General features: G+C 62.6%; 16 protein-coding genes. All 16 read left to right on the forward strand.

Annotation, left to right across the window (positions count from 1 at the left end; translation table 11 throughout):
• Positions 1–9: 9 nt before the first annotated feature.
• The gene (locus tag ACODSZ_RS13300) at positions 10–315 is read left to right on the forward strand and encodes an integration host factor subunit beta (RefSeq protein ID WP_006462119.1); all 306 of its coding nucleotides are present in this window, start codon (positions 10–12) and stop codon (positions 313–315) included.
• Positions 316–641: 326 nt separating this feature from the next.
• On the forward strand, positions 642–968 hold the full coding sequence (locus ACODSZ_RS13305; protein WP_008331551.1) for a LapA family protein: 327 nt from the start codon (positions 642–644) through the stop codon (positions 966–968).
• A 16-nt stretch (positions 969–984) separates the two neighbouring features.
• Positions 985–2,160 (forward strand): lipopolysaccharide assembly protein LapB, encoded by a 1,176-nt coding sequence (lapB, locus tag ACODSZ_RS13310; RefSeq protein ID WP_241820899.1) that lies wholly within the window; start codon positions 985–987, stop codon positions 2,158–2,160.
• A gap of 37 nt (positions 2,161–2,197) precedes the next feature.
• Positions 2,198–3,577: a UDP-glucose dehydrogenase family protein gene (locus ACODSZ_RS13315; RefSeq protein ID WP_008331549.1), complete on the forward strand. Its 1,380-nt coding sequence runs from the start codon at positions 2,198–2,200 to the stop codon at positions 3,575–3,577.
• Between the two features lie 37 nt (positions 3,578–3,614).
• Complete coding sequence (rfaE1, locus tag ACODSZ_RS13320) at positions 3,615–4,550, forward strand: D-glycero-beta-D-manno-heptose-7-phosphate kinase (protein WP_008331548.1); 936 nt, start codon at positions 3,615–3,617, stop codon at positions 4,548–4,550.
• 133 nt (positions 4,551–4,683) lie between these two features.
• Positions 4,684–5,127 carry a ComEA family DNA-binding protein gene (locus ACODSZ_RS13325; RefSeq protein ID WP_175344180.1) on the forward strand — a complete coding sequence of 148 codons (444 nt, stop codon included), beginning with the start codon at positions 4,684–4,686 and terminating at the stop codon, positions 5,125–5,127.
• Positions 5,128–5,318: 191 nt separating this feature from the next.
• On the forward strand, positions 5,319–6,290 hold the full coding sequence (locus ACODSZ_RS13330) for a GGDEF domain-containing protein (protein ID WP_034351217.1): 972 nt from the start codon (positions 5,319–5,321) through the stop codon (positions 6,288–6,290).
• A gap of 97 nt (positions 6,291–6,387) precedes the next feature.
• Entirely contained in the window at positions 6,388–8,550 is a 2,163-nt protein-coding gene (locus ACODSZ_RS13335; protein ID WP_488927767.1) for a DNA polymerase III subunit gamma/tau, read from the forward strand.
• A gap of 82 nt (positions 8,551–8,632) precedes the next feature.
• A complete protein-coding gene (locus ACODSZ_RS13340) occupies positions 8,633–8,959 on the forward strand; it encodes a YbaB/EbfC family nucleoid-associated protein (protein ID WP_008331542.1) in 327 nt (108 codons plus the stop codon).
• A gap of 99 nt (positions 8,960–9,058) precedes the next feature.
• The gene (locus ACODSZ_RS13345; RefSeq protein ID WP_008331540.1) at positions 9,059–9,361 is read left to right on the forward strand and encodes a YciI family protein; all 303 of its coding nucleotides are present in this window, start codon (positions 9,059–9,061) and stop codon (positions 9,359–9,361) included.
• Complete coding sequence (gene recR, locus ACODSZ_RS13350; RefSeq protein WP_008331539.1) at positions 9,358–9,954, forward strand: recombination mediator RecR; 597 nt, start codon at positions 9,358–9,360, stop codon at positions 9,952–9,954. Before ACODSZ_RS13345 ends, recR begins: the two co-directional genes overlap by 4 nt.
• A gap of 359 nt (positions 9,955–10,313) precedes the next feature.
• The gene (locus ACODSZ_RS13355; protein ID WP_008331537.1) at positions 10,314–11,561 is read left to right on the forward strand and encodes a CaiB/BaiF CoA transferase family protein; all 1,248 of its coding nucleotides are present in this window, start codon (positions 10,314–10,316) and stop codon (positions 11,559–11,561) included.
• Positions 11,562–11,664: 103 nt separating this feature from the next.
• Positions 11,665–12,702, forward strand: a complete 1,038-nt coding sequence (locus ACODSZ_RS13360; RefSeq protein WP_488927768.1) for an ABC transporter substrate-binding protein — start codon at positions 11,665–11,667, stop codon at positions 12,700–12,702.
• A gap of 125 nt (positions 12,703–12,827) precedes the next feature.
• Positions 12,828–13,637, forward strand: coding sequence for an ABC transporter ATP-binding protein (locus ACODSZ_RS13365; RefSeq protein WP_488927769.1), 810 nt, complete (start codon positions 12,828–12,830; stop codon positions 13,635–13,637).
• A 36-nt stretch (positions 13,638–13,673) separates the two neighbouring features.
• Positions 13,674–14,525 carry an ABC transporter permease gene (locus ACODSZ_RS13370; protein ID WP_008331531.1) on the forward strand — a complete coding sequence of 284 codons (852 nt, stop codon included), beginning with the start codon at positions 13,674–13,676 and terminating at the stop codon, positions 14,523–14,525.
• Between the two features lie 526 nt (positions 14,526–15,051).
• The gene (locus tag ACODSZ_RS13375) at positions 15,052–16,806 is read left to right on the forward strand and encodes a methyl-accepting chemotaxis protein (protein WP_488927770.1); all 1,755 of its coding nucleotides are present in this window, start codon (positions 15,052–15,054) and stop codon (positions 16,804–16,806) included.
• Positions 16,807–16,931 lie beyond the last annotated feature (125 nt).

Here is a 16,931-nt window from a genome sequence, read left to right on the forward strand (position 1 = left end):
CCGGTCACGATGACAAAGTCGGAGCTGATCGCCCGTCTGGCTGAGCGTTATCCGCAACTTGTTGCCAAGGATGCGGATTACGCGGTCAAAACCATCCTCGATGCCATGGTCGACGCTCTCGCGACCGGCCAGCGCATCGAGATCCGTGGTTTTGGCAGCTTCGCGCTCAACCGTCGTCCGCCGCGTATCGGCCGCAATCCCAAGTCTGGTGACAAGGTGATGGTCCCTGAAAAACGGGTTCCCCACTTCAAGCCGGGCAAGGAATTGCGCGAACGCGTCGATGCGATGGTCGGCCAGCCAATCCGCGAGGATTGACCCGGCTGAGCCTGTGACCAGACAGTTCTTGCCGGGCGCAAATGAAGTTTTCTGCGCCCGCGAGCAGTAATAATCGTTGAATGCTGCACATTCGGACATCGCCAGGTGAACGGGTGTAAAGGCAGATCAACAAAATGAACGGCATCTTTGGATGCCGTTTTTTTTCACGTACAATCCCGATCTACCCCGGATTGACCGGGAATGCGCGCGAAACAGGCGCGATTTTTCCGTCCAGCGCAATAATGCTGCAGACCGGCACCGCTTACCGGCGAGCCTGGCCTGCCTGCCTTCGGGCAATATCACGACCCGCCAGAAAGGATTACGCCATGAAAATACTGTCCCGATTGATCGCGGCCATCCTGTTCGTGTTCTTCTTCTTCTTTGCGCTGCGCAATACCCAGGAAGTGACCATGCACTTCTTCCTCGGCTATGAACGTACCGACCCGCTGGTGCTGGTGCTGCTGGCCTTCTTCGTGATCGGCGCCGTCCTGGGCGTGCTGGCCATGGCACCGCTGGTGCTGCGCCACCGCCGCGAAGCCACGCGCTACAAGAAGGCGCTGTCGCAAGTTCAGAAGCAACAGGAAGAAATCGCCCAGGTGCAGGCCCAGCCGCCGCAACCTGACAGCGTCATCACTGCGCAGCACATCCTCTAATTGTCTTTCACTATTTATGGAATTTGAATTTTGGTGGTTGCTCGGCATCCCGGTCTTCTTCGGCCTGGGGTGGATTGCTGCGCGGGTGGATATCAACCAGTTGCTCTCCGAGTCGCGTACTCTGCCGCGCGGCTATTTCAAGGGACTCAATTTCCTCCTCAACGAGCAGCCCGACAAGGCCATCGATGCCTTCATCGAGATCGTCAAGCTGGACCCTGAAACGGTGGAATTGCACTTCGCCCTGGGCAATCTGTTCCGCCGCCGTGGCGAGACCGAGCGCGCCATCCGTGTGCACCAGAACCTGCTGGCGCGTCCCGACCTGCCGGCCGAGCATCATGGCCATGCCCTCTACGAGCTGGGCCAGGATTACCTGAAGGCGGGTCTGCTGGACCGTGCTGAAGAAACCTTCAACAAGCTCATCGACACTCCCTACAGCGCCCAGGCCGGACGCGCCCTGCTGGAAATCTACCAGCGCGAGAAGGAATGGGAGCGTGCCATCTCCGCTGCCGAGATCCTGCAGGCCACCGGCGCCGGTGGCCGCCAGCGCGAGATTGCCCAGTTCTACTGCGAACTGGCTGCCGACGAACTGGTGCGCACCAATACCGAGGCGGCCATGGCCTTGCTGGACAAGGCCCTGGCCGCCGACCGCAAGAGCGTGCGCGCCACCATGCTCATGGGCGACGCGTTGCGCGCGCGCGGCGATATCGAAGGTGCGCTGGAAACCTGGCGCCGCGTCGAGCACCAGAGCGTGCCGCACACCGCCCTGGTGGCACAGCGCCTCATGGATGGCTACATTGCCGTGGGCCGTCCGCAGGAGGGCATCAACCTGTTACGTGCCTACCTGGCCGAAGCGCCCTCGATCGACCTGCTGGAAGTGGTCTTCAAGGCGGTGCTGGACGCTGATGGCATCGATGCGGCCAACGTGCTGGTGAGCGACGAATTGCGTCGCACCCCGACGCTGCTGGGCCTGGACAAGTTCCTGGAAGCGCGCATGATGAGTGCGCCCCAGACCGTACGTCCCGAGCTGGCCGTGGTCAAGACCCTGGTGCACGGTTACACCCAGAAGCTGGCGCGCTACCAGTGCAGCCACTGCGGCTTCAAGGCGCGTCAGTTCTATTGGCAATGCCCTGGTTGCAGCCAGTGGGAGACCTATCCGCCGCGCCGCACGGAAGAATTGAATGTCATGAATTGAAGCCCTCGCGGGCCGACCTTGAACCTCTGGATCTACCATGAAAATCACCATCATCGGCACCGGCTACGTAGGCCTGGTGACCGGCGCCTGTCTGGCCGAACTGGGTAACGACGTATTCTGCCTGGATGTCGACCAGCGCAAGGTCGACATTCTCAACAACGGTGGCATTCCCATCCACGAACCCGGTCTGGAAGAAGTGGTGGCGCGCAACCGCGCGGCTGGCCGCCTGCAGTTCTCCACCGACGTGGCCGCCAGCGTGGCCCATGGGGACATCCAGTTCATCGCCGTAGGCACCCCGCCTGATGAAGACGGTTCGGCCGACCTGCAATATGTGCTGGCGGCGGCCCGTAACATCGGCCGTCACATGCAGGGCTTCAAGGTGGTGGTGGACAAGTCCACCGTGCCGGTCGGTACGGCCGACCGCGTCACGGCAGCGATCAGGGAAGAACTGGCCGCACGCGACCAGACCGAGCTGCATTTTTCGGTCGTCTCCAATCCGGAATTCCTGAAGGAAGGTGCTGCTGTCGAGGACTTCATGCGCCCTGACCGCATCGTCATCGGCCATGATCAGACCGCCGATGGCCTGCGCGCCCAGGCCCTGATGAAGAAGCTCTACGCCCCCTTCAACCGCAACCATGAACGCACCTACTGGATGGACGTGCGTTCGGCCGAGTTCACCAAGTACGCCGCCAACGCCATGCTGGCCACGCGCATTTCCTTCATGAACGAACTGGCCAACCTGGCTGATCGTGTCGGTGCTGATATCGAATCGGTGCGCCACGGCATCGGCTCCGATCCGCGCATCGGCCACAGCTTCCTGTATGCCGGCTGCGGCTATGGCGGCTCCTGCTTCCCCAAGGATGTGCAGGCCCTGGAACGTACCGCGCGTGATTACGACCAGTCGCTGCTGATCCTGCGCGCCGTGGAGCAGGTCAACGACCTGCAGAAGCACGTGCTGGGCAAGAAGGTAGTGACGCGCTTTGGCCAGGACCTGTCCGGCAAGCACTTCGCCATCTGGGGCCTGGCCTTCAAGCCCAACACGGATGACATGCGGGAAGCCTCCTCGCGCGTGCTGATCGGTGAACTGGTGCGCCGTGGCGCCAGCGTGGCGGTCTACGATCCGGTGGCCATGAAGGAAGCCGCCCGCGTACTGGAACTGGACTTTGCCGAGGAGAGCGCCGGCCTGCAGCGCATCCGCTTTGCCTCTTCGCCGATGGACGCGCTGCAAGGCGCCGATGCCCTGGCCATCGTCACGGAATGGAAGGCCTTCCGCAGCCCCGATTTCGAACGCGTCAAGGCAGCGCTGAACCATCCGGTGATCTTCGACGGGCGCAACCTGTTCGATCCGCAGCTCATGGCCGACAGTGGCATCGAGTACTACGGCATCGGCCGTTCACTGCAAGCGCGCGTGCAATAAGCCCCCGCGCAACCTGGATAGGAAGGTAGAGCACATCGTGGACAAGAACATCGCGACCGCCTGGGATGCGGCCCGCATCCTCATCGTTGGCGACGTCATGCTGGACCGTTACTGGTTCGGGGAAGTCAATCGCATCTCGCCCGAAGCCCCGGTCCCGGTGGTGCGCGTCGAACGCAAGGAAGAGCGCCTGGGCGGCGCCGCCAACGTCGCCCGCAATACCGCCAGCCTGGGTGCGCAGACGGCGCTGCTGGGCGTGACCGGCGACGATGAACCGGCTCGCGTGATGGACAGCATGCTGGGCGAGATGGGCATCCGCAGCCATCTCAACCGCGACCCCAGCATCTCCACCATCGTCAAGCTGCGCGTGATCGGTCGCCAGCAGCAACTGGTGCGCATCGATTTCGAGGAAGCCCCGACCGATACGGTGTTGCGCGACAAGCTCACGCAATTCAATTCACTGGTGGCTGACTACGATGTGATCATTTTTTCCGATTACGCCAAGGGCGGTCTGGTCAACGTGGCTGAGATGATCGCCACCGCCCGGAAGCTGGGCAAGCGCATCCTGGTCGATCCCAAGGGCGATGATTTCGCGCGCTATGCGGGGGCCTCCGTGCTCACGCCCAACAAGTCGGAACTGGTGCGTATCGTCGGCCAGTGGAAGAACGAGGAAGAGCTCACTGCACGCGCCCAGAAGCTGCGCGCCGAACTCGATCTCGAAGCCCTGCTGCTGACCCGTTCGGAAGAAGGCATGAGCCTCTATCGCGATGGTGAAGTCACGCACTTCCCGACCATGGCGCGTGAGGTGTATGACGTCTCCGGTGCCGGCGATACCGTCATCGGCACCCTGGCCGTGATGCTGGGTGCGGGCGCTTCGCTGGTCGATGCGGTGACCATGGCCAATCGCGCCGGCGGCATCGTGGTCGGCAAGCTGGGCACGGCCACCGTCACGCGCGAGGAATTGCTCGCAGCCTGATTTGAGGGCGATTTCTAGCGCAATTTCGGTCAACAGGCTGGTGCGGTTTTCGTTGAGCAAGGGCAGTCCACCTTCGGGTGGGCTGCCCTTTGTTTTTCCTCCAACCGAAGCTTGCAAGTCGAAAGGAAACATCATGTTGAAGAAAACCCTGTTGTTCATCCTCAGCTTCCTCGTCGCCACCGCCCTGGCCTGGGCCGAGGTGGACGTCAACAAGGCCGACCAGGCCGCGCTGGACGGCGTACGCGGAATCGGACCTTCCATGTCCAAACGCATCCTGGAAGAGCGCCAGAAAGGCGGCGCCTTCAAGGACTGGGCCGACCTGGAACAGCGCGTCAAGGGCATCAAGGACAAGGCGGCCGTGAAGCTGTCCGCCAACGGACTGACGGTCAACGGGCAGGCCAAGGCGGGGGCGGCCGCAACGGCACCCAAGGACGGCAGGCAAGGCAAGTCCTCACGGGCTGAGAACAAGGCCGGGGAGGGCGCTGGCCGGTCCGGCAAGTCCGACGACAAGGCAGCAGAAAAAATGACGGACAAGCCCGCCGACAAGGCTCCTGAAAAGGCGGCGGCCGGCAAGTAAGCGCGTGGCAGGCCGGGGAGAGGGGAGCCTGTCATTCGTGCTCGACAAGGATGCAGCGGCTCACAGCAAAGGCCGTCAAGTGCCGGTGCAATTGTGAAAAACTAATTCTTGTTTCTCCAAAAAATTGGGGTTAAAGTCATTCGCAGCCTGTCGTTAAAGGTGGTACCCACGTCCATTCTGTGCTGATGACCATGAGAATCGCCGAGCTGCCCGCCAATGAAGCCGCCCGTATCGACGCCCTGCATTCGCTGCGCATCCTCGATACCCCGCGCGAAGAACGATTCGACCGTCTGACCCGCCTGGCGCGGCGGTTGTTCGATGTGCCGATGGCGGTGGTGACGATGATCGATGTCCATCGCCAGTGGTTCAAGTCCTGTGTCGGCATGGGAGATGCCACCGAGACCTCGCGCGACGTTTCCTTCTGCGCCCATGCCATCCTGCATGAAGGCCTGACCATCGTGCCTGATGCCCGGCTCGATCCGCGCTTCGCCGACAATCCGCAGGTCACCGGCGAACCTTTCATCCGTTTCTATGCGGGATGCCCCATCAAGAGCGAGAGCGGTTTCACCCTCGGTACGCTGTGCCTGGTCGATACCCGGCCGCGCGCTTTCGAGGCCGATGAGCAGGCCTTGCTCAAGGATCTGGCGGCCATGGTGGAGCAGGAGCTGGCCGCCGTGAAACTGGCCACCATCGACGAGCTGACCGGCGTATCCAACCGGCGCGGTTTCGAGTCGCTGGCGCGGCATGCCATGGCCACCGGCAAGCGCACCGGCCGGCCAGCCTGCATGCTGGGATTCGACCTCAATCATTTCAAGCAGATCAATGATCGCTTCGGTCACGCCGAAGGCGACCTGGCGCTGGCCGATTTTGCCGGGCTGCTGCTGACCAGTCTGCGCGAGTCCGATGTCATCGGTCGCCTGGGCGGGGATGAATTTGCGGTCTTCCTGACCAATACCGCGCTGTCCGACGTCCCGGTGGTGCTGGAGCATCTGCAGGGGGCCCTGCAAGTCTTCAACCAGAGCGCTGGGCGCCAGTATCAGCTCGATTATTGCGTGGGCGTGGTGCAATATGATCCGCAGCAACACGCCGACCTGGCAGCGCTCCTGCACAGCGCCGATCTGGCCATGTATGCGCAGAAGAAGGCGCGTCGCGCACCGGCCTGATGCCGGGGCAGGGCGGCAGCGTGCAGGCAAAGGCGTTGGCGGCGGCGAAATAGCTTAAAATGCCCCCCTGAGCCAAAAAGCCCACGGCAGCCACTCCATGTCTTATCAAGTTCTCGCCCGCAAATACCGTCCCCGCAGCTTCGACACCCTGGTCGGCCAGGAACACGTCGTGCGCGCGCTGACGCACGCGCTCGAACAGCAGCGGCTGCACCACGCCTATCTCTTCACCGGCACCCGTGGCGTGGGCAAGACCACGCTCTCGCGCATCCTGGCCAAGTCGCTCAATTGCGTCGGTCCCGACGGCAGCGGCGGCATCACCGCTGCGCCCTGCGGCGTGTGCGAGGCCTGCGTGGCCATCGATGCCGGTCGCTTCGTCGACTACATCGAGATGGACGCCGCCTCCAACCGCGGTGTGGACGAGATGGCGCAGTTGCTGGAACAGGCCATCTATGCTCCCTCGAACGCGCGCTTCAAGGTCTACATGATCGACGAAGTGCACATGCTCACCAACCACGCCTTCAACGCCATGCTGAAGACGCTGGAAGAGCCGCCCGAGCACATCAAGTTCATCCTGGCCACCACCGATCCGCAGAAGATTCCCGTGACCGTGCTGTCGCGCTGCCTGCAGTTCAACCTCAAGCAGATGCCACCGGGCCACATCATTGGCCATCTCGACAACATCCTGAACCAGGAAGGCATCGAATTCGATCCGCCCGCGCTGCGCCTGTTGGCGCAAGGCGCATCCGGGTCCATGCGCGATGCGCTCTCGCTGACCGACCAGGCCATCGCCTATGCCGCCGGCAAGGTCACGCTGGAAGCCGTGCAGGGGATGCTGGGCGCGCTCGACCAGTCCTACCTGATCCGCATCCTCGATGCCCTGGCGCTCCAGGACGGCGCCGCGCTGCTGGCTGTGGCCGATGACATGGCCACCCGCAGCCTGTCCTACAACGCTGCCCTGCAGGATCTGGGCACGCTGCTGCATCAGATCGCGCTGGCCCAGGCCGTGCCGGCCGCGTTGGCCGATGACCTGCCCAATCGTGAAGATATTCTGCGCCTGTCCGGCCAGTTCAGTGCGGAGCATGTGCAGTTGTTCTACCAGATCGCCGTCCATGGCCGCAATGAACTGGGGTTGGCCCCTGACGAATATGCAGGTTTCAGCATGACCCTGCTGCGTATGCTGGCCTTCCGTCCGGTCAGTGCCAGCGCCAGCGCACCGCTTCCGCCCGCGCCCGGTGGCGGCCGTGCGGCCGGGCCGCGCCAGGCCGCACCCCTGCTGGCGCCGCAGGCCGCCGTAACGAGCGCTCCGGTCAACCGTGCGCAACCGCAGGCTGCCGCTGCGCCGACTCCGGCACCAGCACCTGCACTTGCACCAAGCCAGACGCCGCCGCCGGTATCGGCGCCTGCGGCAACGCCTGCTGCCGCCACTGCTGCGCCGGCTGCACCGACCTCGGCACGCGAGGCGGCGCTCATGGCCCTGCGCGGCGGCAAGGGCGGCAAGGCGGCTGCCCGGCCGGCAGCGCCTGCACCGTCGACGGCACCCGTCCCCTCGGTTGCCCCCGTAGCAGTTGCCAGTGCGCCAGCGCCGACCGCCCCAGCCGTGGCGCCGTCGCAGGCGGGCCGTGCTGCGCAGTCGATCCCGCCGGACATGCCCGAGCCACCTCCCTTCGACGCCATCCCCCCCTGGGAAGACGATACCGGTTCGTCCGCCATGCCGCCCGCGGTGCCGATGCCCGGCTTTGCCGAAGAAAGAATGGATACCGCGCCTGCTCCTGCCACCTCCGCAGCGGCACCCGCAGAACCTCCCGCGCCCCAGCGTCCGGCCGCCACTCCCGCGCAGCAGCAGGAAACCGCACGCATTGCCGCCGAACTGGGTTGGGATGGCCACTGGCCGACGCTGGCGGCCAGTCTCACCGCGCTGCGCGGCGTGGCACACCAGATGGCCTTCCAGAGCGAACTGGTGCGTTGCGAGGCGCTCAATGGCGGCAACGTCTGCTTCCACCTGCGTATCCCGCTGGAAACCCTGCGTTCCTCGGGCAGCATCGAAAAACTGGTCGCGGCCCTGTCTGAGCGTTTTGGCAAGGAAATCCGGGTCGAGACCGAGATCGGCGCCGTGGCCGATACCGCCAATGCCGTGGCCGAGGCCGAACGTGCCGAGCGCCAGCGCAAGGCCGAACAGAAGATGAAGAGCGATCCCTTCGTGATGAGCATGATGCGCGAGTTCGGCGCGTCCATCGTGCCGGGGTCGATCCAGGCGTTGTGAGGCATGGACGGCGAGGCAAGGATTGCCGACCGTCTGCCCAAACGCGATAGAATTCCGTGAATTGAAACAAGGAGCAATGAGCATGATGAAAGGTCAACTGGCAGGTCTGATGAAGCAAGCACAGGCCATGCAGGACAACATGAAGAAGGCCCAGGAACAGCTGGCCAGCATCGAAGTCGAGGGCCAGTCCGGCGCCGGCCTGGTGAAGGTCGTGATGACCTGCAAGAACGACGTCAAGCGTGTCTCCATCGACCCGTCGCTGCTGGCTGACGACAAGGACATGCTGGAAGACCTGGTCGCCGCCGCCTTCAACGATGCCGTGCGCAAGGCCGAAGCCACCGCCCAGGAAAAGATGTCGGGCGTCACCGCCGGCATGCCGCTGCCCCCGGGCTTCAAGATGCCGTTCTGATGCGCTCCTCTGCCCGGTGGCCAGTGCCGCCGGGCGCAGGCAGCATCGCGCGGGACAGTCTGATTCTGATGGAATGCAGGATTGCTTAGTGGAGGCACCATGTTCATCGTCTCGATCACATACACCAGGCCGGCAAGCGAAATCGATTCCTTGCTGACTGCGCACAAGAAATTCCTCAACCAGCAATATGCCGAGGGCGTATTCCTGATGTCCGGCCGCAAGGTGCCGCGTACCGGCGGCATCATCATTGCCGACTGTGCCGACCGTGCCGAGATCGAAGCCATCATGGAATCCGATCCCTTCTTCATCGGTGGCGTGGCCGAATACGAGATCATCGAATTCGTCCCCTCCATGACGGCAGAGGCGCTGGAAGCCTTCCGCTATTCCGTAGACCGCAATTGAAAACGCCCTCCAGTCTCACCCTCCTGACCGAATCGCTGCGCCGGCTTCCCGGCATCGGCCCCAAGACCGCGCAGCGCATGGCCTACCACCTGCTGCAGCACGATCGCGACGCTGCCGCCGACCTGAGCCAGTCGCTGGCCAAGGCGCTCGATACCATCCGTCATTGCGCGCTGTGCAATACCTTCACCGAACAGGTCGTCTGCGAAACCTGCCAGGACAGCCAGCGCGACCACACTCAGCTGTGCGTGGTGGAATCGCCCTCGGACCAGGTCATGATCGAGCAGACGCTGACCTTCAAGGGCTTGTACTTCGTACTCATGGGCCGACTCTCGCCGCTGGACGGGATCGGGCCGCGCGACATCCATCTCGAAAAACTAATCACCCGTGCCACCGATGGCGTGGTCAGCGAAGTTGTACTGGCCACCAATTTCACCAACGAGGGGGAAGCCACCGCCCACTACATCAGCGAAACCCTCAAGGCCCGCGGCCTGAAGGTCAGTCGCCTGGCGCGGGGTGTACCGGTCGGCGGTGAACTGGAATACGTGGACGCCGGCACCATCGCCCGCGCCATGCTGGATCGCCGTACTACCTGAGCGGCAGGCGACGGCCCATGCTCGTCCGCTGCGTACCTGATGCCCGGGAGATCGTTTTCAGATGAAAAACTTGCAGGCATGACGTCGCCAATGACGGTCAAAATGCGCGACATTGCGCGCATGCTGCAATAGAATGTTGGCTGCCGGCGCGCACGTATGACGTCAGGCCAGGAGCTGCAAGGTGTTGATCAACCCGCACACCGTGCCGTGCTCTTGCCCGCCGCGCAGCATCACCCGAATCCACTGCATTCCAGGACACCGGCCATACCCCCACAAGAGCCGGATCCCGCAGCATCGACAGAGAGGAGAACATCGGAACGCCCGCAGGCCGCTTCTGCCAGGCATCCGGTGCAAGCACGATGAGCACAGCCACATCCAAGCCCGGTCCGCTGGCCGGCATCAAGGTACTCGAACTGGGCACGCTGATTGCGGGGCCCTTCTGCTCGCGCATGCTGGCCGAGTTCGGTGCCGAGGTCATCAAGATCGAAGCCCCCGGCAATGGGGATCCCTTGCGTCAGTGGCGCGTGCTCAAGGACGGCACCTCGCTGTGGTGGTCGGTCCAGGCGCGCAACAAGAAGAGCATCACCCTGAACATGAAGGATGAGCGCGCCCAGGAGATCGCCCGCAAGCTCGCCCTGGACGCCGATGTCATCATCGAGAACTATCGGCCCGGCGTACTGGAGAAATGGAAGCTCGGCTACGACGACCTCAGGCAGCTGAACCCGGCCACCATCATGGTGCGCCTGTCCGGCTACGGTCAGACCGGTCCGCTGCGCGACCTGCCGGGCTTCGGTGCCATCGGTGAATCGATGGGCGGCATCCGCTACGTGTCCGGTCATCCGGACCGTCCGCCGGTGCGCATCGGCATTTCCATCGGCGACTCCATCGCAGCGCTGCACGGCGTGATCGGTGCCATGATGGCGCTGCGTCATCGCGATGTCACCGGTGGTCGCTGGAACGGCAAGTCCGGCGCCCAGTGCGTGGCAGGGCAGGGGCAAATGGTGGATGTTGCCCTGTATGAAGCCGTCTTCAACATGATGGAATCGATGGTGCCCGAATTCGATTTCGCCGGTGTGGTGCGTGAACGGACGGGCGGCGCTCTGCCGGGCATCGTGCCGTCCAACACCTATACGACGGGCGATGGCATGAACATCGTCATCGCCGGCAACGGTGACGCCATCTTCAAGCGCCTGATGGTCGCCATCGGCCGCCACGACATGGCCAGCGATGCCGGCCTGGCGCGCAACGATGGCCGGGTGCCGCGCACCGAGGAAATCGATGCCGCCATCCAGCAGTGGTGCGACACGCAGACCATCGATGGCGCCCTGGCCACGCTGCAGGCCGCCGATGTGCCGGTCGGCAAGATCTATTCGGTCAAGGACATGATGAACGATGCGCAATTCCTGGCGCGCGACATGTTCGAGCAGCACCAGTTCGCCGACGGTACGCCGGTCAAGCTGCCGGGCATCACGCCCAAGATGTCCGAGACGCCCGGCCAGACCAGATGGCTGGGGCCGGAGCTGGGTGCCCACAGCGATGAAATCCTGCAATCGCTGGGGTATGATGAGGCCCACATCAAGAAGCTGCGGGACGAAGGCGTTCTCTGAAGCGGCATGACAAAGGCAGACTCCCTCCACGGGGTCGCCGGCAACAAGCGGTACAACAAGCAGTACAACAAGCAGTACCCCATCCACACAAGGAGGAGACATAATGAAATTGAGCTGGAAGCAATTGCTGATCGCCGCTGGCCTGTTCCTGGCCGGCTACTTTTCATTCAACGGCAGCGCCGGTGCGCAGGCACTGGAAAAATCCAAGGTCTCCATTGCCGTGGGCGGCAAGAACCTGTTTTATTATCTGCCCCTGACCATCGCCGAGCAGCTCGGCTATTTCAAGGATGAGGGTCTGCAGGTCGAGATCTCCGACTTCGCCGGTGGTGCCAAGGCACTGCAGGCCATGATCGGCGGCAGTGCCGACGTGGTCTCGGGCGCTTATGAGCACACCATCAACATGCAGGCCAAGAACCAGCCCATCACGGCCTTCGTGCTGCAGGGTCGCGCTCCGCAGATCGTGCTGGCGGTCAACAACAAGACCATGCCCAACTACAAGACCGTGGCTGACCTCAAGGGCAAGAAGATCGGCGTCACCGCCCCCGGCTCCTCCACCAGCATCATGGCCAGCTACGTGCTGGCCAAGGCGGGCCTGAAGCCCTCCGATGTTTCCTTCATCGGCGTGGGCGCCTCAGCCGGTGCCATTTCGGCCATCCGCTCGGGGCAGATCGATGCGATCGCCAACCTCGATCCGGTGATTTCCATGCTCGAGCAGCACAACGAGATCAAGACCATCGCCGACACCCGCACCCTGAAGGATACCAATGACGTCTTCGGTGGCCCGATGCCTGCTGCGACCCTGTATGCACCGGCCGCCTTCATCCAGAAGTATCCCAACACCACGCAAGCCCTGACCAATGCCATGGTGCGCGCGCTGAAGTGGATCCAGAAGGCCGGCCCTTCCGACATCATCAAGGCCGTCCCGGAAAGCTATCTGCTGGGTGACCGCGCGCTCTACATCGACGCCTTCATGAAGGTGCGCCAGGCCATCTCGCCGGACGGCTACTTCCCGCCGGGCGGCCCGGACACGGCGCTGCGTACCCTGAAGGCTTTCGAGCCCTCGCTGGCTGACAAGCAGATCGACCTGTCCAAGACCTTCACCAATTCCTTCGTGCAGAAAGCCAACGCCAAGTACAAGTAAGCGCAGCGCTCCCGGCCTGTGCGACTGCAGCGCAAATGCCCGGCAACGGGCATTTGCACATCTGGGGCCGGGGCCTGCCAGTTCCCTACGTATCCTCCAACGGGGCCGCAGCGGCCCGCATTGCCATGACGCCAGCACTCCAGTTCGACAACATCACCTGCACCTTCGTCTCCAAGGACGACCGTTCCCAGCGCTACACCGCCGTGGCCAATACCGATCTTTCGATTGCACCGGGTGAATTCGTCTCCGTGGTCGGCCCGACCGGCTGCGGCAAGTCCACCCTGCTCAATGTCGGGGCCGGTCTGTTGCAACCCTCGCCGGGCAGCGTCAAGGTCTTCGGTGAAGAACTCAAGGGCATCAACCGTCGCGCCGGCTACATGTTCCAGGCCGAGGCGCTGATGCCCTGGCGCAGTGCGCTGCAGAACGTGATTGCCGGCCTGCAGTATCGCGGCCATGATGAAAAGGCGGCCCAGGAACTGGGCCAGCAATGGCTGTCCCGCGTGGGCCTGCAAGGCTTCGGCGACCGCTATCCGCACCAGCTCTCGGGCGGCATGCGCAAGCGTGTGGCGCTGGCGCAGACGCTCATCCTCGACCCCGACATCATCCTCATGGACGAGCCCTTTTCGGCCCTGGACATCCAGACCCGCCAGCTGATGGAAAACGAAGTGCTGGACCTGTGGAACGCCAAGAAGAAAGCCGTGCTCTTCATCACCCACGACCTCGATGAAGCCATCGCCATGTCCGACCGCGTCATCGTGCTCGCGGCCGGCCCCGGTACGCACCCCATCGGCGAATTCCGCATCGACCTGCCGCGTCCGCGCGACGTGGCCGAGATTCGCATGCACCCGCGCTTCGTCGAACTGCACCAGCAGATCTGGGATGTGCTGCGCGATGAAGTCCTCAAGGGTTATCAACAACAGAAGCGCGCAGCCTAAGCCGGGCGAAAAAGATCAGGGAAGAGAATCAGCATCATGTGGAAATTATTTAAACCGAATCACAAGAACATCCGTTTCTGGCAACTGATGGTACTGGCCATCGTGCTGCTGGTCTGGCACGTGGCCACGCGCAATCCTCAGACCGCCTTCTTCTTCGGCGAACCGCTGAAGGTGGCACAGCGCATCTGGGAGTGGTTCACCGTGGGCAGCGGCTCGCTGGAAGTAGGTATTGGCGACACGACCTTCTTCACGCTCAACTTCCCGGCGGAGATTTATTCACACCTGTTGATCACCCTCACCGAAACCGTGCTGGCCTTCATCATCGGCACCGTCTTCGGTCTGGCCATCGGCCTGTGGCTGGCGCTCTCGCCGACCGCCTCGGCCATTCTCGATCCCTATGTGAAGGCGGCCAATTCCATGCCGCGCGTGATCCTGGCGCCGATCTTTGCGATGTGGTTCGGCCTGGGCATCTGGTCCAAGGTGGCGCTGGCGGTGACGCTGGTGTTCTTCATCGTCTTCTTCAACGTCTATCAAGGCGTCAAGGAAGTCAGCCCGGTGGTGCTGGCCAATGCCCGCATGCTGGGCGCCAATGCGCGCCAGCTGCTGCGCACGGTCTATCTGCCCTCGGCCACCTCGTGGGTGTTCTCCAGCCTGCACACCTCCATCGGCCTGGCCTTCGTCGGTGCGGTGGTGGGTGAGTACCTGGGCTCGGCGCGCGGCGTCGGCTACCTGATCCTGCAGGCCGAAGGGACCTTCGATATCAACACCGTCTTTGCCGGCATCGTCGTGCTGACCATCTTTGCCCTGGTGCTGGACCTGGCGGTGGGCGTCATCGAAAAGCGGCTCATGAAGTGGCAGCCCAAGAGCGGTGAGACCGAGAAACTCTGAGTCGGTGGCTTGAGGGGGCGGTGTTGGGGCGATATGAAGCTCCACGCGCCAGACCCGGCGCAAAAGGGCAGCGGTAGGCGATACCGCTGCCCTTTTTCTTTGATGTAGTGACGTTTTGTGTGCAAAACCGGGGGAATTGCGGCTCTTGTCGGCAAGAGGGAATCGCATGGCTGGCCGTTGCAGGTGTCACCAACATCAAGGTCAGCGAAGTGGCTGAAGTATCGTCGGAATTGAGCTGGCTCTCTGGGGTGAGATGGGGAAGCTGATCCTGACTGCGCCGCCATGTGCGCAGCGTCATCGACAAAGGATTTCCAGCGTCTTGATGCACGGAAATCTGTAGCGCCGTGCTGGTCTGCGGCGTGGTGAGGTTTGATGAGGAAAAAACGCAGAAACTCAGTCTGCAAAAGGCTTTGCGGCCTATTGCAGCATTGATGAAAAATGGGTGGTTTACACCGCTGTTTCACTCATTGCCCGTTGGTCTGCATGGTTAGGATGGTGATCCGCTGCCACTTGACCGGAGTTTCCCATGACTATTGCCAGAAAGCTCTACGCGATGATTGCCATCGCCATTGTCGGAATGCTGCTGTTGGCTGGTGTCGGTACTTACCAGATTGATCGCGTCAATACGGCGGCCAGCTATTCAACCATCAATACCGTCCCCAGCATCCTTGAACTCGACCGAGCGGTTGATGCGGTGTACACCATCCAGCTCTCGCTCAGGAAGTACATTTCAGCGCCCAATCCTGCGGTCCGCCAGGAAGCCGAAAAAAGCATGGTGGCCGCCCGTGCCAGCCTGGACAAGGTGTTCGCGACCTATGAGAAGGAAGACCTCACCGATGCCACTGACGGTGATCTGCTCAAGGAAGTACGCAAGCGCGTTGCCGCATACGAGGACCTGCGTACCAAGTTGATCGCACAGGCGCTGACAGATCAGGCAGCAGCGCTCGCTGGCCTGGAGTCGAGCCAGCCAGTTGCCGATGCAATGATGAGCGCGCTTGAGGAACACAAGAAATACAACGTGAAACTCGGTCAAACGGCTGCCCAGACTGCCTCCGACACCAAGAACCAGGCCACTGCCGTTGCGCTGATCATCAGTGCCCTGATGGCCGTGGTGATCGGCTGCATCGGGGTATTGCTGGCAAGGAATATCGGGAACTCGCTCAGAATGGCCGTCTCGACCGCCGAGGCTGTCGCCCAGGGCGATCTGACGCTGCGCATCAGTACCGCTTCCAATGATGAAATCGGTCAGCTCCAGCGGGCGTTGGGGAGCATGGTCTCCAATCTGTCCAACGTGGTCACGGAGGTCCGTGCCAGCGTCAATACCATCGCCGTTGCCTCAGGGGAAATCGCCGCCGGCAACATCGACCTCTCTTCGCGTACCGAACAGCAGGCAGGTTCCCTGGAGGAAACCGCCTCTGCCATGGAAGAGCTGACCTCCACCGTCAAGCAGAATGCCGACAACGCCCGCCAGGCCAACCAGATGGCCGACGCGGCCTCCCATGTGGCGACAGAGGGTGGGCAAGTCGTCGGACACGTGGTCACCACCATGGTGGACATCAACGAAGCCTCTCGCAAAATCGTCGACATCATCAGCGTCATCGATGGCATCGCATTCCAGACCAACATCCTGGCCTTAAATGCCGCCGTGGAAGCTGCCCGTGCCGGCGAGCAAGGGCGCGGCTTTGCCGTGGTCGCCTCGGAGGTCCGCACATTGGCCCAGCGTTCGGCAGCAGCGGCCAAGGAAATCAAGGAGCTGATCGACAACACCGTGGCCAAGGTGGATGAAGGCAGCAGACTGGTGGAGCAGGCTGGATCGACCATGGAGCAGGTGGTTTCCAGCGTGAAGCGTGTCACCGATGTGGTCAGCGAGATTACGGCGGCAAGCAGTGAACAGAGCGATGGTATCGGCCAGGTCAATCAGGCCATCACGCTCATGGATGAGGCGACTCAGCAGAACGCGGCGCTGGTTGAAGAAGCTGCAGCCGCCTCCAAATCGCTGCAGGACCAAGCCGATCGTCTGGCGGGCGCAGTCGCCTTCTTCAGGGTGGAGTCCGCGGATCGCGGCCCGCTTGAACCATCCCGCAATACCTCTGCAAAACCGCGGGCCATGGAGGCGGGAAAGGCACCGGCAGGTCCTGCTCACCGAGAGCCCAAGGAAAGAATGATCGCCACATCCCCGAGTCCGAAAGCCAAGCCCAAGATGTCCGAGACCCCGGCCTTGGGTAGCGCGAAGACCGAGAAGGCGACGAAAGAGGGGGCTGCCGATTGGGAGGAGTTCTGATCCGGCAGGTCTGCCCTCGGTTTGAAGAAGGAAAAAAAATGCTCCTCGATGAGGAGCATTTTTTACGCCGGTCGTTGCAACTTTCGGGATAACGCCGGCGCTTGCCTGCGACAGGCCGATGTGCA

The sequence above is a fragment of the Herbaspirillum sp. FG34 genome (genome assembly GCF_057809315.1).

Excerpts from the sequence above, each read along its gene's own strand:
- ACODSZ_RS13300 (WP_006462119.1), top strand. The coding sequence starts at position 10 with ATGACAAAGTCGGAGCTGATCGCCCGTCTGGCTGAGCGTTATCCGCAA.
- ACODSZ_RS13305 (WP_008331551.1), top strand. The coding sequence starts at position 642 with ATGAAAATACTGTCCCGATTGATCGCGGCCATCCTGTTCGTGTTCTTC.
- lapB (WP_241820899.1), top strand. The coding sequence starts at position 985 with ATGGAATTTGAATTTTGGTGGTTGCTCGGCATCCCGGTCTTCTTCGGC.
- ACODSZ_RS13315 (WP_008331549.1), top strand. The coding sequence starts at position 2,198 with ATGAAAATCACCATCATCGGCACCGGCTACGTAGGCCTGGTGACCGGC.
- ACODSZ_RS13325 (WP_175344180.1), top strand. The coding sequence starts at position 4,684 with ATGTTGAAGAAAACCCTGTTGTTCATCCTCAGCTTCCTCGTCGCCACC.
- ACODSZ_RS13330 (WP_034351217.1), top strand. The coding sequence starts at position 5,319 with ATGAGAATCGCCGAGCTGCCCGCCAATGAAGCCGCCCGTATCGACGCC.
- ACODSZ_RS13335 (WP_488927767.1), top strand. The coding sequence starts at position 6,388 with ATGTCTTATCAAGTTCTCGCCCGCAAATACCGTCCCCGCAGCTTCGAC.
- ACODSZ_RS13340 (WP_008331542.1), top strand. The coding sequence starts at position 8,633 with ATGATGAAAGGTCAACTGGCAGGTCTGATGAAGCAAGCACAGGCCATG.
- ACODSZ_RS13345 (WP_008331540.1), top strand. The coding sequence starts at position 9,059 with ATGTTCATCGTCTCGATCACATACACCAGGCCGGCAAGCGAAATCGAT.
- ACODSZ_RS13355 (WP_008331537.1), top strand. The coding sequence starts at position 10,314 with ATGAGCACAGCCACATCCAAGCCCGGTCCGCTGGCCGGCATCAAGGTA.
- ACODSZ_RS13360 (WP_488927768.1), top strand. The coding sequence starts at position 11,665 with ATGAAATTGAGCTGGAAGCAATTGCTGATCGCCGCTGGCCTGTTCCTG.
- ACODSZ_RS13365 (WP_488927769.1), top strand. The coding sequence starts at position 12,828 with ATGACGCCAGCACTCCAGTTCGACAACATCACCTGCACCTTCGTCTCC.
- ACODSZ_RS13370 (WP_008331531.1), top strand. The coding sequence starts at position 13,674 with ATGTGGAAATTATTTAAACCGAATCACAAGAACATCCGTTTCTGGCAA.
- ACODSZ_RS13375 (WP_488927770.1), top strand. The coding sequence starts at position 15,052 with ATGACTATTGCCAGAAAGCTCTACGCGATGATTGCCATCGCCATTGTC.